Raw genomic sequence first — 15729 nt, 5'->3', positions numbered from 1 at the left:
AGGCAACCCTTATTTTAAGATGAAATGAGCCGGCCCTCGCGCCAACCGCCTATGACCATTGAACGCGATTCCGCCAAGCACCCCCTAATCATCCGCCGGGTCACTGTTAGCGCGGTGAGCCACCCCACGCCGACCATCGCTCGCATCACCCTGAGCGGTGACGAACTCGACGGGTTCGTGGCCAGCGGACCTGCCGACCACGTCAAAATCTTCTTTCCTGACCCCTCGACTGGAGAGCTTTCCGCTCCCGTCATGACCGAGTCTGGCATCAGCAAGCCCCAGGGCGGTGTCGTGATTTCCCGCGATTACACGCCTCTCGGTTTCCGCAGCTCAGAGGGTCAGCACGAGCTTGATATTGATTTTGTTGTTCACGGCGATGAAGGTCCCGCTTCCGCTTGGGCCGGCCACGCCCGCATCGGGGATCCTCTCGTGATCGCTGGACCCCGTGGGTCAAAGTTGCTCCCCCGTGGCGCAACGCACGTAATCCTTATCGCTGACGAAACCGCTCTGCCAACCAGCTCGCGGTGGATCGATATGCTTCCCACTTCGGTGCACGTCACTGCGTTGTTTGATGTTGCCGATGAGACCGTCGAGAGCTATTTCAGCCCCGAACAGAAAGCACGCATGTCTGCTGAGTGGTTCTACCGCCGCGACGGGCTCGGCCAACTCGACGCTGCGCTCCGGGCACTCGGAGAGATTGGCGAATCGACCTACATTTTCCTCGCTGGCGAAGCCACAACGCTTGTCCCTTTGCGCCGCTACCTACGCCGAGAACTGGGTCTGCCCAAACAGCAGGTTTCAGCAGATGGCTACTGGCGTCGAGGAGTCACGAATGCTGACCACCATGAACCGCTCGATCCCACCGATCCGGAAGACTAAAAGAGGCACGCACTCGCGCTGCGCATCCTGACTGCTTGCTCAATTGCGCCTCAGCATCCGCCAGATAGCCGGTCGTCGTTCTCGACCGAAGTGTATGCTGATGGCACAAGTGAACAGCCGTCATACCGCTGCGGGAGAGCCCTTCCGATCGTTGGTTGGCGCCGTAGGAGCAAACCCTCTCCGGGAATCTCTCAGGCACCAGTACCGCAGTGGCTAGGCAACTCTGAAAAGTAGTCGGCCCTGTCCGACTCGCCGACGGGGCAACGTAACGCCACAAGCGTGCGGAAACTCTCAGGCCCGATACAGAGCGGAGAGGACTCAACGACGCCCGCACGAAGATGTGTGGTGAAGAAATGGAGTCACCGTGCCAATTCGCAATCTGACGCCCCGAACCGAAGTACCGACACCCTCGCTCGAAGAGGTGCCCCTCAGCAGCTTCGACCTGTTCACGGTCGGCATTGGCCCATCTAGCTCCCACACCGTCGGCCCCATGCGTGCTGCCGCATCATTCGCTGCCGACCTTGCCGAACACGGGATGCTCGACGCTGTCACGTCGCTCCAGGTCCGGCTCTATGGTTCTCTCGCCGCTACCGGTGCTGGTCACGGCACGATGAGCGCTGTGCTCATCGGGTTGGAGGGCAAACTACCCGACCAGGTTCTTCCAGCAGAGATGGAAAAGATTCTCGAACGAATTGAGAGCACGGGCGTCCTGCAGCTTGCGGAGGCACACGAAGTTCCGTTCACGGAGGGCGCGATCGCACTCCACCCGCTCACAGTTCTCGACGGACATCCGAACGGTATGCGATTTGCCGCATACGACAAAGATGACATTGCAGTCCTTGAAGCGACCTACTTCTCCATTGGTGGCGGCTTCATCTACCGGGAGGGTGACAACCGCGACGGCAGCTCTTCCACCGGCCCCGCAGCGGTTGCTGATCCCCTACCCTTCCGTACTGCGGCCCAGCTCTTGGCTCACTGCCGGGCTGAGGGGCTGAGCTTCAGCGGCGTGATGCTTCGAAATGAACTCGCGCGCCGCAGTTACGACGAAGTCGCTGCAGGACTCCTTCACATTCGTGACGTCATGGATGAGTGTAAGAACAACAGCCTTGAGCGCACCGGCAATCTTCCCGGCACTCTGAATGTGCGTCGACGGGCACCCGACTGGCACGCTCGTCTCCGCCGCGAAGACCCCGACCGTGACCCCGCCTTCTGGCAAGAGTGGGTCAACTTGGTCGCTCTCGCCGTCAACGAAGAAAACGCTTCTGGTGGTCGCGTCGTCACGGCACCAACAAACGGCGCAGCAGGCATCATCCCCGCGGTGCTGTTTTATGCCACTCACTATGCTCCCGGCATGAGAGACGCTGACCAGGCAGTAAAGGATGATGCGACAGTGCGCTTCCTGCTCGCCAGCGCCGCCGTTGGGGTGCTCTACAAGCGCATGGCATCGATCTCGGGTGCTGAAGTTGGATGTCAGGGTGAAGTTGGTTCCGCATCATCAATGGCCGCGGCGGGACTAGCCGAGATCTTGGGCGGAACACCAGAACAGGTAGAAAACGCCGCCGAAATCGCGATGGAACACAATCTTGGTCTGACCTGTGACCCCATCGGTGGTCTTGTACAGATCCCCTGCATCGAGCGAAATGCTATTGCGGCGGCCAAGGCAATCAACGCCGCGAAAATGGCACTGTGGGGCGACGGCACGCACCGGGTTTCACTCGATGAGGTCATTATTACGATGGCTGAAACGGGCAAGGACATGAGTTCTCGCTACAAAGAGACTTCCATGGGCGGTCTCGCTGTCAATGTTGTGGAGTGCTAACGCGCGGCACGCACATAGCGCAGTAGTAGTGCGCCGTCATCGCCACCGAGTGCTTGCGCCAGTGCCATCTCTTGCGGAGCTGCATCGGCAGCGTCCACAATGCGACGGGCAGAACCGCCTTCGATGCGCGGGCTAATAGTCAGACAGAGTTCGTCGACCACGCCTTGAGCGACCATCGTCGCAAATAGTGTTGGTCCGCCCTCACTATGCAATTGGGGGTAGCCGCGATCGGCAAGGAGATGCTTCAACTCGACAGTATCGACCTCGGTGTCGCCGGCAACGACTACATCGGCGACTTCCTCAAGTGCTGCACGCGCCTGCGGTGACGCGCTCTCCGTTGTGATCACGAATGGACGCACAGCGTAGCCAGCAAGATCCTTGGGCTCAAGCCTCAAGGATGCACTAACGATGGCAAACCGTGGCTGGGCTGCGAGGCCGTTGGCCACTCTCCATTCCGCTGCATCATGGTCTAAGGCCAAATTTCGGTAGCCTTCCTGACGAACGGTTCCCGCACCAACGACAATGACATCGGCAAGCCGTCTCAAGAGTGCGAAAACTCGCGCGTCCGTCGCAGTCCCGAGTGGGCCTGACGTACCCTCGTGGGTTGCTGCACCATCAATGCTTGAGACAAAGTTGGCCCGTAACCACGGCACCGAACGATCCGCGACCGCATAGCTTGCCAGTAGCTGTTGGTCGCTCAGTTCGCTGCCAGCAGTCAATGCACGAATTTCGGATGCGGCCTCCATCAGGTTCTACCTCTCATTTGCGTCGGACATGTTGTGTTTCAGCTGCGCAGGCTCGCGCAATCCTAAAATGGCTTCAGCGATGCGTATGGCTGCGACGCTCTCTGCCACTTCGTGCACCCGAACCACTCGCGCACCGTTCAATACGCAAGCCACGGCTGCGGCTAGTGAACCTTCGAGGCGCTGAGATTTCGGTTTGTCGAGCACTTCGCCGATGAAGTCTTTATTAGAAAGCGCCACGAGTGTTGGCAGGCCGAGTGCGGTGATGACATCGAGGTGTCGTGTGAGTTCAAGACTATGCAGGGTGTTCTTATTCAGGTCATGTCCTGGGTCGACAAATAGTCGTTCTTCGGAGATGCCCGCGGCGGTGGCGCGCTGCACCCGTTCGGCCAAGAAGTCACGGACTTCAGCGGCGACGTCCTCGTATTGAGGTCGCGCGAATTGGGTCCGCGGCCGCGCGCGCGAGTGCACAAGCACGAGGGATGCATCGCTCTCAGCCACTATGGCGGCGAGGTCGGGGTCGCTCAGGCCAGTGGTGTCATTAATCACGTTGGCACCGGCCGCAATGCTGCGACGCGCAACCTCTGCGTGAAAAGTATCGACGGAGATTACGACATCAGATTGCGCCCGCAGCTCTTCCACTACAGGAACAACACGCGCTGCTTCGTCCTCAACGCTCAGAGGGTCACCTGGCGCAAAGGGAACTCCCCCGATGTCGACCCAGTCAGCTCCCTGCTTCACTGCGAGAATGGCCGCAGCGACCGCATCCTCAAGGGCAAAGTTGGCCCCCGAATCGTAGAAGGAGTCAGGGGTTCGGTTGACGATCGCCATCACCGCAACCTGCCGGGAAAAATCGAACGGGCGGTCACCAATGGTGCGACGGGGATGCCGGAGCGGCGGCAGCGCAAAACTCATACTCCCTATACTGGGCGATGATGCTGACAAGCGCATCGAGAGCACCCCCTGAAGTAGGTTCTTGGTCGCATTTTCCTTTTTTGCGACGACCCGACTATCCGTCAACGACGCAGGAGTGCCGTTGAGAGGGGCCTTAGCCGATGAACAGCAGCGTTCCCGCCACAACGGATGCTGCGGCAATAAGCAACGCGATAGCGAGCAGCACCGCGTGCACCCGGTAGAACGCCGTCGGCTTGCCGGCCGCATCCCGTGCCCGAGAGTCAGCGCTTACGCGTCGGAAGAACTGGGGCCAGGCTACAACGTTGAAGGCAGCACTGACAAAGAGGATGATTGCGGCAAACAGCTCCATGATGATCCCAGCCTACGCGGCCCAGCGGCGATCTCACGTCACGCTGCTGCTCTGACGTGCGCGACAATGGGCTGATGGAGGAGCTCACTTTACGCGGCGGCATCGGCGCTCAAGTCCAGTCGGAGTTCGAGGTCAAACGCTCCCGATTTGTTGGCCGCATTGTGCGCGTTGCTACTGAGGCTGAGGCCCGCGAAGTCATTGAGACAGCCCGCAAGGAGCACTGGGATGCACGCCATCACTGCTCTGCCTTCATACTGGGATCGAGCGCAACTCCTCATCAGGTGCGGCGATCGAACGATGATGGCGAGCCGTCCGGAACGGCTGGCCGCCCAATTCTCGATGTGCTCTCCGGTCGCAATCTGATCGATTGCGTTGCCGTAGTCAGTCGCTATTTCGGCGGAACTCTGTTGGGCACTGGCGGCCTCATCCGGGCCTATTCGGATGCCATAGCACTTGCGGTCGACGACGCTAGGGCGAAGAAAATGCTCGTGCTTCGTGAGCGGCGCGAGCTTTTTCGTTTGACACTTCCCCATTCGGATGCGGGTCGCATTGAGGCGGAACTTCGGCAGAATGACGTTGCCGTTCTCGGCACTGACTATGGAGTCTCTGCTGTGATGACTGTCGCATCAACGATCGATGACGAAGGTGCGTTGGCTGCCATGGTTGCCGGCATCACCTCGGGTCATCACTCGCTCGAGCCTGCTGGAAGTGAATGGATTGACGCGGAACTGCAAGCCTAAGTAACCGAGCGTATGTCGGACCTGCGGTGTCTTCGACGGTCAATCGCTGGCGTGAGCGTCAAACTCGCGGTTTGTTCTGTGGCGGAGTTGCGCTGTTGTTGGGTGGTTAACGCAAAATAGCCACACCCCGAAGGGTGTGGCTATTTTACAATTGAAGTCCGGCGGTGTCCTACTCTCCCACAAGGTCCCCCTTGCAGTACCATCGGCGCAGAGAGTCTTAGCTTCCGGGTTCGGAATGTAACCGGGCGTTTCCCTCTCGCTATGGCCGCCGAAACACTATTGATTTATGTATCAGTCTGGGCCAGTTCACATCACAGAGCTTCCACCTAGGGTGGGGCTCAGCAGTGTGTGCTGGGCGCAGTTCCCGACCGTAAATCGGGAACCACAAAGTGGACGCGAGAATTCTTCTCAGTCACCATTCGACAGTCAAAGACTGCCGAGTGAGGTGGGGTGTTATCAATTTATCGACTTATTAGTACTGGTCAGCTCCACAGGTCGTTAGTCCCTGCTTCCACATCCAGCCTATCAACGCAGTAGTCTAGCTGCGAGTCTCTCGGCCTAAGCCATGGAAATCTCATCTTGAAGCTGGCTTCCCGCTTAGATGCTTTCAGCGGTTATCCATTCCGAACGTAGCTAATCAGCGGTGCTCCTGGCGGAACAACTGACACACCAGAGGTTCGTCCATCCCGGTCCTCTCGTACTAGGGATAGATCTTCTCAAATTTCCTGCGCGCGCAGAGGATAGGGACCGAACTGTCTCACGACGTTCTAAACCCAGCTCGCGTACCGCTTTAATGGGCGAACAGCCCAACCCTTGGGACCTACTCCAGCCCCAGGATGCGACGAGCCGACATCGAGGTGCCAAACCATGCCGTCGATATGGACTCTTGGGCAAGATCAGCCTGTTATCCCCGAGGTACCTTTTATCCGTTGAGCGACAGCGCTTCCACAAGCCACTGCCGGATCACTAGTCCCGACTTTCGTCCCTGCTCGACTTGTCAGTCTCACAGTCAAGCTCCCTTGTGCACTTACACTCGACACCTGATTACCAACCAGGTTGAGGGAACCTTTGGGCGCCTCCGTTACTTTTTGGGAGGCAACCGCCCCAGTTAAACTACCCACCATGCACTGTCCCTGAACCGGATCACGGTTCGAAGTTAGATATCCAATATGACCAGAGTGGTATTTCAACAATGACTCCACCTGAACTAGCGTCCAAGCTTCACAGTCTCCCACCTATCCTACACAGGCCACACCGAACACCAATACAAAGCTATAGTAAAGGTCACGGGGTCTTTCCGTCCTTCTGCGCGTAACGAGCATCTTTACTCGTAGTGCAATTTCGCCGAGTTCGCGGTTGAGACAGCTGGGAAGTCGTTACGCCATTCGTGCAGGTCGGAACTTACCCGACAAGGAATTTCGCTACCTTAGGATGGTTATAGTTACCACCGCCGTTTACTGGGGCTTAAATTCACAGCTTCGCCTTACGACTAACCGTTCCTCTTAACCTTCCAGCACCGGGCAGGCGTCAGTCCGTATACATCGTCTTGCGACTTAGCACGGACCTGTGTTTTTAGTAAACAGTCGCTTCCCACTGGTCTCTGCGGCCCTGCAGCGCTCCCGGAGTAAATCCGTTCACGCCTTAGGCCCCCCTTATCCCGAAGTTACGGGGGCATTTTGCCGAGTTCCTTAACCACGATTCTCTCGATCTCCTTAGTATTCTCTACCTGATCACCTGAGTCGGTTTGGGGTACGGGTAACTTGAACCTCGCGTCGATGCTTTTCTTGGCAGCATAGGATCACTGATTTCGTCTTGACGACTACCCATCGGGTCTCAGGCTTAATGAACGACGGATTTGCCTATCGTTCGCCCTACATCCTTAGACCGGGACAACCATCGCCCGGCTCAGCTACCTTCCTGCGTCACACCTGTTAATACGCTAACCGCACCAGAATAGGGTCGTACGCTAGGCCCCACGCCTCACCCCGAAGGGATTGGTCTAGGGGATTCAGATACTTAGCATTACTGGATTAGTTGGGACGGTTCTTCGTCAGTACGGGAATATCAACCCGTTGTCCATCGACTACGCCTGTCGGCCTCGCCTTAGGTCCCGACTTACCCAGGGCGGATTAGCCTGGCCCTGGAACCCTTGATCATTCGGAGGACGGGTTTCTCGCCCGTCTTTCGCTACTCATGCCTGCATTCTCACTCGTGTAGGCTCCACGGCTGGTTTACACCGCCGCTTCACTGCCCACACGACGCTCTCCTACCACTCCGTACGGCTGAACCACGAAGGCTTACCTATAATACGAAATCTACAACTTCGGTGGTGTGCTTGAGCCCCGTTACATTGTCGGCGCGGAATCACTTGACCAGTGAGCTATTACGCACTCTTTCAAGGGTGGCTGCTTCTAAGCCAACCTCCTGGTTGTCTGTGCAACTCCACATCCTTTCCCACTTAGCACACGCTTGGGGACCTTAGTTGGTAGTCTGGGCTGTTACCCTCTCGACGATGAAGCTTATCCCCCACCGTCTCACTGCTGCGCTCTCACTTACCGGCATTCGGAGTTTGGCTAACGTCAGTAACCTTTTAGGGCCCATCAGCTATCCAGTAGCTCTACCTCCGGCAAGAAACACGCAACGCTGCACCTAAATGCATTTCGGAGAGAACCAGCTATCACGAAGTTTGATTGGCCTTTCACCCCTATCCACAGCTCATCCCCTCCATTTTCAACTGAAGTGGGTTCGGTCCTCCACGTGCTCTTACACACGCTTCAACCTGGCCATGGATAGATCACTTCGCTTCGGGTCTAGAACCAGCGACTATTTCGCCCTATTAAGACTCGCTTTCGCTACGGCTGCCCCACACGGGTTAACCTCGCCACTGATCACTAACTCGCAGGCTCATTCTTCAAAAGGCACGCTGTCACAGCTACTAAGGCTGCTCCAACGGTTTGTAAGCAAACGGTTTCAGGTACTATTTCACTCCCCTCCCGGGGTACTTTTCACCTTTCCCTCACGGTACTTGTCCGCTATCGGTCATCTGGAAGTATTTAGGCTTATCAGGTGGTCCTGACAGATTCACACGGGATTTCTCGGGCCCCGTGCTACTTGGGATACTCTTCGAACCATTGACACATTTCGACTAAGGGGCTGGCACCCTCTATGGCGTGGCTTTCAATCCACTTCGTCTATATATCGTTGTAATTCTTGCTGTACGGCAGTAACAGCTGAAAAGTCCCACTACCCCGACCATGCAACGCCTGCCGGCTATCACACATGATCGGTTTGGCCTCTTCCGGTTTCGCTCGCCACTACTAACGGAATCACGGTTGTTTTCTCTTCCTGTGGGTACTGAGATGTTTCACTTCCCCACGTTCCCTCTACCCGCCCTATATATTCAGGCGGGAGTCACTGAGTCGTCTTGCAACGCCCAGCGGGGTTTCCCCATTCGGAAATCCTCGGATCACAGCTCTATTATCAGCTCCCCGAGGCTTATCGCAGATTTATACGTCCTTCTTCGGCTCCAGATGCCAAGGCATCCACCGTTTGCTCTTAGAAAATTGATATCACATGAGTATAAGAATCGATCGCGGCACCTAAATGCCGAGATTGACCAATGAACTGCCACACCCAAAGGCATGACAGCAATTGTTATTTCTTGTGATCCGACCTTTCGGTCGAATCTAAGATGCTCGCGTCCACTGTGTAGTTCTCAAAATACGGGCGGTATCCTCCCTCATCCCCCAACCTGCAGGAAACAAGACCAGGATCCATCAGACCCAAAGACACCTTTCGATGTCCCAGGTCCTAAGGTACGAACACGAACCTTTCAGTCCGAGCCCGGTCCCTCAGGACCCAACAACGTGCAAAGACCAGCACCCCCATAAACCCTCGTTCCTACCAACCGAAGTCAGCGTACTGAAGAGAAAATAGTTCCTCTGGCCACAATGTCAATGTTCCACCCATGAGCGCCGTCTACCCCGAACAGGGCAGTACGACTTGGCAACATAATGCGTTTCCCACTAACCCTGTGTATACCGCAGGGACGAAAAAACGCGTTGCACATGCTCCTTAGAAAGGAGGTGATCCAGCCGCACCTTCCGGTACGGCTACCTTGTTACGACTTAGTCCTAATTACCAATCCCACCTTCGACAGCTCCTCCCCTTGCGGGTTAGGCCACTGGCTTCGGGTGTTACCGACTTTCATGACTTGACGGGCGGTGTGTACAAGGCCCGGGAACGTATTCACCGCAGCGTTGCTGATCTGCGATTACTAGCGACTCCGACTTCATGAGGTCGAGTTGCAGACCTCAATCCGAACTGAGACCGACTTTTTGGGATTCGCTCCACCTTGCGGTATTGCAGCCCTTTGTATCGGCCATTGTAGCATGCGTGAAGCCCAAGACATAAGGGGCATGATGATTTGACGTCATCCCCACCTTCCTCCGAGTTGACCCCGGCAGTCTCCTTTGAGTTCCCACCATTACGTGCTGGCAACAAAGAACGAGGGTTGCGCTCGTTGCGGGACTTAACCCAACATCTCACGACACGAGCTGACGACAACCATGCACCACCTGTTTACGAGTGTCCAAAGAGTGAACTATTTCTAGCCCGTTCTCGTATATGTCAAGTCTTGGTAAGGTTCTTCGCGTTGCATCGAATTAATCCGCATGCTCCGCCGCTTGTGCGGGCCCCCGTCAATTCCTTTGAGTTTTAGCCTTGCGGCCGTACTCCCCAGGCGGGGAACTTAATGCGTTAGCTGCGACACAGAAACCGTGGAATGGTCCCTACATCTAGTTCCCAACGTTTACGGCATGGACTACCAGGGTATCTAATCCTGTTCGCTCCCCATGCTTTCGCTCCTCAGCGTCAGTAACGGCCCAGAGATCTGCCTTCGCCATTGGTGTTCCTCCTGATATCTGCGCATTCCACCGCTACACCAGGAATTCCAATCTCCCCTACCGCACTCTAGTCTGCCCGTACCCACTGCAGGCTGGGGGTTGAGCCCCCAGTTTTCACAGCAGACGCGACAAACCGCCTACGAGCTCTTTACGCCCAATAATTCCGGATAACGCTTGCACCCTACGTATTACCGCGGCTGCTGGCACGTAGTTAGCCGGTGCTTTTTCTGCAGGTACCGTCAGACCGAAGCCCTTCTTCCCTACTAAAAGAGGTTTACAACCCGAAGGCCGTCGTCCCTCACGCGGCGTTGCTGCATCAGGCTTGCGCCCATTGTGCAATATTCCCCACTGCTGCCTCCCGTAGGAGTCTGGACCGTGTCTCAGTTCCAGTGTGGCCGGTCACCCTCTCAGGCCGGCTACCCGTCGTAGGCTTGGTGAGCCATTACCTCACCAACTACCTGATAGGCCGCGAGTCCATCCTTGACCGAAATTCTTTCCAGCTCCTAGCCATGCGGCTGAAGCTCGTATCCGGTATTAGACGTCGTTTCCAACGCTTATTCCAGAGTCAAGGGCAGGTTACTCACGTGTTACTCACCCGTTCGCCACTAATCCACAGAGCAAGCTCTGCTTCATCGTTCGACTTGCATGTGTTAAGCACGCCGCCAGCGTTCATCCTGAGCCAGGATCAAACTCTCCATAAATGTTTTTTAGCAACCACAAGCAAGCTTGCAGAAGCACATTGTGTGCAAGGACTAACCGGAATAGGTCAGAACCTTGCAAGTTTGAAACTGACAGAACAAATCAATACTGACTTGCTTTGTTGTTTATATCTTTTCCAAAGGAATCCGCTGCACCAGCAATCACGACCCGAAATGGGACGATTTCACTAAGCACAGTCGGGTTTTTGGCATTTGACATTGTGCACGCTGTTGAGTTCTCAAGGATCGGACGCTCCTGACCTCCACCGCACAACGGCTTCACCCCAGGGCTTTCAAACCTGTGTTGGCAACCCCCACATACATGCGGAAGGCAACCTGTCTAACTTACCAGCTTCACCGCGCTTGTCAAACCAACCATCCGGCACCAGAACGGCACCCAACAACTGACCAACACGCGAATAAAGCGGGTTCTCATCCTAAGATCTGACACCGAAACCCACAAGAGGTAAAACGATGTTTGACTCGACCCGAACCATAAAAGATTCCGGAGAATGGTGGCCCCCACTTGAGGCCGGAAACCTAGCAGCAGAACTGCCCGGGACTTCCGCACCTTTGGGGTGACAAGAGGAAACATTACGTGCATTCCTGCCCCCTCACCAACACCAACCACATCCCGGGCGTGTCTTTGCAACATCCTCAACAAAACACTGAGACCTAGCTAACGAAGGGACTCTGGAAACAGACAACCACGCCACAGTTTCGGAAGCAGCAATAGGACGTACTGCGAGAAGATAGTTCTATGCCCAGTTTCACCACACGCGCCGCGCGGCTCGATGATGCCGAAGAGCTCGCCTCCGTGCATACGAAATCGTGGAAAGAGACCTACACCGGGCAGTTCCCCGAACAAGCTTGGAGCGACGAAGCGCGACTTCGTCGAGAAGCAATGTGGAACGAACTACTCCTCGACGCGAACGTGACAACAGTGGTCGCTGAGATCGACGCACGAATCGTGGGGTTCGCACACGCGGAACACAACCGGGATGAACCAGCTTTGCCTGCCGAAGAGCTCAAGATGATTTATGTTCTGGCCGAAGCGCATGGCTCTGGTGCCGGCCAAGCACTCCTCGACGCTGCACTGGGCGGCGCAGCGGCAAGCGTGTGGGTGCTTGAGCAGAATCTTCGAGCTCGATCGTTCTATGCCCGAAACCGATTCATGCCGGACGGCAAAGTGCGAGAGATGGATTTCAATCCGAACATCCGGGAACTTCGTCTCGTTCGCCGCTGAGGTCGGGCGCGCAGAAGACTGAGGTTGGACGCACGAACCTATTAGTCATACAATTGGATCGCTCGCAGAGTGAAAAGCTGCAATCGTGGCTGGACCACTGCCCAGACACGAGGAATCCCGATGACTTGGTTGGTAACCGGCGGCGCCGGCTATATAGGCGCACACGTCGTTCGCGCATTAGTTAACGCTCAGATGGACGCCATCGTCGTCGATGACCTCTCGAGCGGTTTCGAGGGCTTCATTCCTGACGGAGTGCCCTTCATCCAGGCGAGCATCCTCGACAAGGACGCTCTTGCCGCAGCGATGATCGCCCACAACGTTACTGGCGTCGTCCACGTTGCTGGATTCAAATATGCCGGAGTCTCAGTCGAACGACCACTGCACACCTACGCGCAGAACGTCACCGGCACCCTCTCCCTGCTCGAAGCAATGCAGGAATGCGCCATCGAGCAGATCGTGTTTTCGTCAAGCGCCGCAGTCTTCGGAACGCCAGACGTCGACCAGGTCACCGAAAGCACAGCGAAAGCTCCCCTCTCCCCCTACGGCGAATCTAAACTCATCGGCGAATGGCTACTTCGTGACCAAGCAGTAGCGGCAGGGCTGCGGCACACCTCGTTGCGATACTTCAACGTCGTCGGCTCCGGAGATCCAACGATCTACGACACCAGCCCCCACAACCTCTTTCCACTCGTGTTCGAAGCCCTCGTCGAAGGTCGCGTACCGCGCATCTACGGCAACGACTACCCGACACCGGACGGCACCAACGTGCGCGACTACGTGCACGTTGCCGACATTGCGGCCGCCCACGTCGCCGCCGCTCGTCGGCTCGACTCTCGCCAAGAAATCGAGCCCGCCTACAACCTCGGAAGTGGCGATGGGCTATCTGTGGCTCAAATCATGAGCGCTGTGGCATCCGTCACTGGAATCGAATTCACTCCAGAAATAGCACCGCGCCGCGCTGGTGATCCGCCCCGCATCGTCGCCAACGGCGACCTAGCCACTCGAGACCTCGACTGGAAAATGCGGCATACCGCAGAAGAAATGGTTCGTAGCGCTTGGGAAGCACGCCTTCGTGCCACAACCGCCAACGGCACAAACGGAAGTGCAGAATGAGCCCCACAATCACGAAACGACCAACGACTCTTGCCGATGGCCGAGAGCTCATCTACTTCGACGACGCAGACACCACTCTCGGCGAAGAACGATCCGTCGACAGCCGCACCCTCGATCCTCGACCGGCCACCGCAACCATGAGGCAAGACATCATGACCGGCGAATGGGTGTCGATAGCGGCCGCTCGCCAGAACCGTGTCTTTCTTCCCCCCGCCGATCAAGACCCCCTTGCGCCCCAAACAGCGAATAATCCCTCAGAGGTTCCGGCGCTCTATGACGTCGCCGTTTTCGAAAACCGTTCGCCATCCTTTGGTCCAGCACTTGCCGGCAGTGAAAACAGTCCGACCGGTCTTGACGATCTCGCCGAGCTCGGGCTCGGACGCACTCGGAGTTCCATCGGGCGCTGTGAAGTGGTGTGCTTCAGCCCCGACCACGAAGGATCGTTCGGCACCCAGACGGCCAGTAGGGCACGAACAGTCATCGAAGCCTGGGCCGACCGAACGGAAGCCCTATCGGCACTCGATGGCGTGCAGCAAGTGTTTCCGTTTGAGAACCGCGGAGAAGCAATCGGCGTAACCCTTCTCCACCCCCATGGCCAGATCTACTCTTACCCCTACATCACACCGAAGACGCAACGCACCCTCGACTCGATCGAGCTAATCGGCTCCGACATGTTTCAGCGCATCCTCGACTTCGAACGTGCAGGAGACCGCGTTGTACTTAGCGGAGAACACTGGACAGCTTTCGTGCCATTCGCCGCTCGCTGGCCCATCGAGATCCACATGCTTCCGCATCGCCAAATCCCCGACTTCGCGGCAACCTCAGACGCAGAACGAGACGAACTCGCCACGCTCTACCTGAAACTGCTCACAGGCGTCGATGCAATCTACGACTCCCCCACGCCATACATTGCCGCGTGGCACCAGGCTCCCGTTAATCGCGCGCGCGATACCTACCGGCTCCACCTTCAACTAACGTCGCCTCGTCGCGCGGCAGACAAACTGAAATATCTTGCAGGCTCGGAATCGGCAATGGGCGCGTGGATCGCCGACGTCACACCCGAAGCCGCTGCCGCAAACATCCGAAAGGCAATTGAACGAGCATGAGCGACACAGTGGAACAACTAAGCGAACGCTTCGTCGCCGTCGCCGGGCACGCTCCGAATGGCGTGTGGTCGGCACCGGGGCGCGTCAACCTCATCGGTGAGCACACCGACTACAACGAAGGTTTCGTTCTCCCGTTCGCGATTGACCGCAGAACCCGTGCCGCCGTTGGTCTTCGCACCGACGGAATAATTCGCGTAACCAGCACCTTCGATGACACCTCGGTGGAGTTTCCGTTAGCAGATCTCGACGCGGCACGTATCGCTGGACGTATCACCGGATGGAGCGCGTACCCCCTCGGAGTCGCCTGGGCACTCGGACAACACGGCGCAGACCTCACCGCAGTTGCGGGTGTGGATATCCTCATCGATTCCACCGTTCCCGTCGGGGCCGGACTGTCATCATCCGCCGCCATCGAGAGCTCAGTGGCACTTGCGCTCAACGACCTATGGAATCTCGGATTCTCCCGCGAAAAGCTCGCGAAAGTGGGCCAGCTCGCGGAAAACGACGTCGTCGGCGCTCCCACAGGAATCATGGATCAGTCAGCATCGTTGCTCGGGGCGACCGACTCGGCAGTGTTCCTAGATTGCCGTTCGCTCGAAGTCGAAGTGGTGCCGCTCGGACTTGCACAAGCTGAGCTGAGCATCCTCGTGATGGATACGCGCGTATCCCATTCCCACGCCACTGGAGGCTACGCAGAACGCCGCGCTGCCTGCGAAGCAGGAGCGGCAGCTATGGGAACTAGCTCATTGCGCGACGTCAGCGTCGATGACCTCGAGCGTGCGCGCGAACTCCTCGACGACGTTACTTTCCGCCGCGTGCGCCACGTCGTCACAGAAAACCAACGGGTACTCGACACGGTACGTGCACTCAACGCTGACGGTCCATTGGCGATCGGTGCTCTGCTCGATGCTTCGCATGTTTCGATGCGCGACGACTTCGAAATCTCTATCCCCGAACTTGATCTCGCCGTGGAGACCGCTCAAACGCATGGCGCAATTGGCGCCCGGATGACCGGTGGAGGTTTCGGCGGCGCCGCAATCGCACTCGTGCCCCACGCTCGCGTCTCCGAAGTAGAAGCCGCCGTAAAAGTAACGTTCGCCAATCACGGATACATCGAACCGGTCACCTTCACCGTGACGCCCTCCGAGGGCGCCAAGCGCAACGAAGGTCCATCAACTTCAGCGTGAGGCTCGAGGTGCTGTGCCCTGCAGACAGGG

The 15729-nt window shown here is 57.1% G+C and carries 10 protein-coding genes, 3 rRNA genes and 1 riboswitch; of the genes, 7 read left to right on the top strand and 6 right to left on the bottom strand.

Annotation, left to right across the window (positions count from 1 at the left end):
- Positions 1-51 precede the first annotated feature (51 nt).
- Complete coding sequence (locus tag AC1ENN_RS04870; protein ID WP_449648795.1) at positions 52-879, top strand: siderophore-interacting protein; 828 nt, start codon at positions 52-54, stop codon at positions 877-879.
- Between the two features lie 121 nt (positions 880-1000).
- A riboswitch (glycine riboswitch) is annotated at positions 1001-1096 on the top strand.
- A 147-nt stretch (positions 1097-1243) separates the two neighbouring features.
- Positions 1244-2698 carry an L-serine ammonia-lyase gene (locus tag AC1ENN_RS04865; RefSeq protein WP_480406789.1) on the top strand — a complete coding sequence of 485 codons (1455 nt, stop codon included), beginning with the start codon at positions 1244-1246 and terminating at the stop codon, positions 2696-2698.
- Here the strand turns inward: AC1ENN_RS04865 and AC1ENN_RS04860 are convergent.
- The 3 genes from AC1ENN_RS04860 to AC1ENN_RS04850 all read right to left on the bottom strand — a co-directional run bounded on the left by AC1ENN_RS04860 (position 2695) and on the right by AC1ENN_RS04850 (position 4705).
- The gene (locus tag AC1ENN_RS04860) at positions 2695-3444 is read right to left on the bottom strand and encodes a pyrimidine reductase family protein (protein ID WP_480406788.1); all 750 of its coding nucleotides are present in this window, start codon (positions 3442-3444) and stop codon (positions 2695-2697) included. The genes AC1ENN_RS04865 and AC1ENN_RS04860 overlap by 4 nt on opposite strands.
- Positions 3445-3450: 6 nt before the next feature.
- The gene (folP, locus tag AC1ENN_RS04855) at positions 3451-4356 is read right to left on the bottom strand and encodes a dihydropteroate synthase (RefSeq protein WP_480406787.1); all 906 of its coding nucleotides are present in this window, start codon (positions 4354-4356) and stop codon (positions 3451-3453) included.
- Between the two features lie 133 nt (positions 4357-4489).
- Positions 4490-4705 carry an SCO4848 family membrane protein gene (locus AC1ENN_RS04850; protein ID WP_449648791.1) on the bottom strand — a complete coding sequence of 72 codons (216 nt, stop codon included), beginning with the start codon at positions 4703-4705 and terminating at the stop codon, positions 4490-4492.
- A gap of 74 nt (positions 4706-4779) precedes the next feature.
- Between AC1ENN_RS04850 and AC1ENN_RS04845 the strand changes: the two genes are divergently transcribed.
- Positions 4780-5445 (top strand): IMPACT family protein, encoded by a 666-nt coding sequence (locus tag AC1ENN_RS04845; protein WP_449648790.1) that lies wholly within the window; start codon positions 4780-4782, stop codon positions 5443-5445.
- Between the two features lie 156 nt (positions 5446-5601).
- Here AC1ENN_RS04845 and rrf read toward each other — a convergent pair.
- From rrf to AC1ENN_RS04830, 3 genes are all read right to left on the bottom strand, one after another.
- Positions 5602-5718, bottom strand: a 5S ribosomal RNA gene (gene rrf / locus AC1ENN_RS04840).
- Positions 5719-5897: 179 nt separating this feature from the next.
- Positions 5898-9014, bottom strand: a 23S ribosomal RNA gene (locus AC1ENN_RS04835).
- A 509-nt stretch (positions 9015-9523) separates the two neighbouring features.
- A 16S ribosomal RNA gene (locus tag AC1ENN_RS04830) occupies positions 9524-11050 on the bottom strand.
- The 16S, 23S and 5S rRNA genes sit together here, the layout of an rRNA operon.
- Positions 11051-11807: 757 nt before the next feature.
- On the opposite strand from AC1ENN_RS04830, the gene AC1ENN_RS04825 reads away from it, so the two are divergent.
- The 4 genes from AC1ENN_RS04825 to galK all read left to right on the top strand — a co-directional run bounded on the left by AC1ENN_RS04825 (position 11808) and on the right by galK (position 15699).
- On the top strand, positions 11808-12293 hold the full coding sequence (locus tag AC1ENN_RS04825; protein ID WP_449648515.1) for a GNAT family N-acetyltransferase: 486 nt from the start codon (positions 11808-11810) through the stop codon (positions 12291-12293).
- Positions 12294-12413: 120 nt separating this feature from the next.
- Positions 12414-13406, top strand: a complete 993-nt coding sequence (galE, locus tag AC1ENN_RS04820; RefSeq protein WP_449648516.1) for a UDP-glucose 4-epimerase GalE — start codon at positions 12414-12416, stop codon at positions 13404-13406.
- The gene (gene galT, locus AC1ENN_RS04815; protein WP_449648517.1) at positions 13403-14512 is read left to right on the top strand and encodes a galactose-1-phosphate uridylyltransferase; all 1110 of its coding nucleotides are present in this window, start codon (positions 13403-13405) and stop codon (positions 14510-14512) included. The genes galE and galT overlap by 4 nt, the downstream gene beginning before the upstream one ends.
- Positions 14509-15699, top strand: a complete 1191-nt coding sequence (gene galK, locus AC1ENN_RS04810) for a galactokinase (RefSeq protein ID WP_480406786.1) — start codon at positions 14509-14511, stop codon at positions 15697-15699. The genes galT and galK overlap by 4 nt, the downstream gene beginning before the upstream one ends.
- The last annotated feature ends 30 nt before the right edge of the window (positions 15700-15729 follow it).

The organism is Rhodoglobus sp. G.S.23 (genome assembly GCF_056675935.1).
This window is presented reverse-complemented; position numbering and strand designations above follow the sequence as displayed.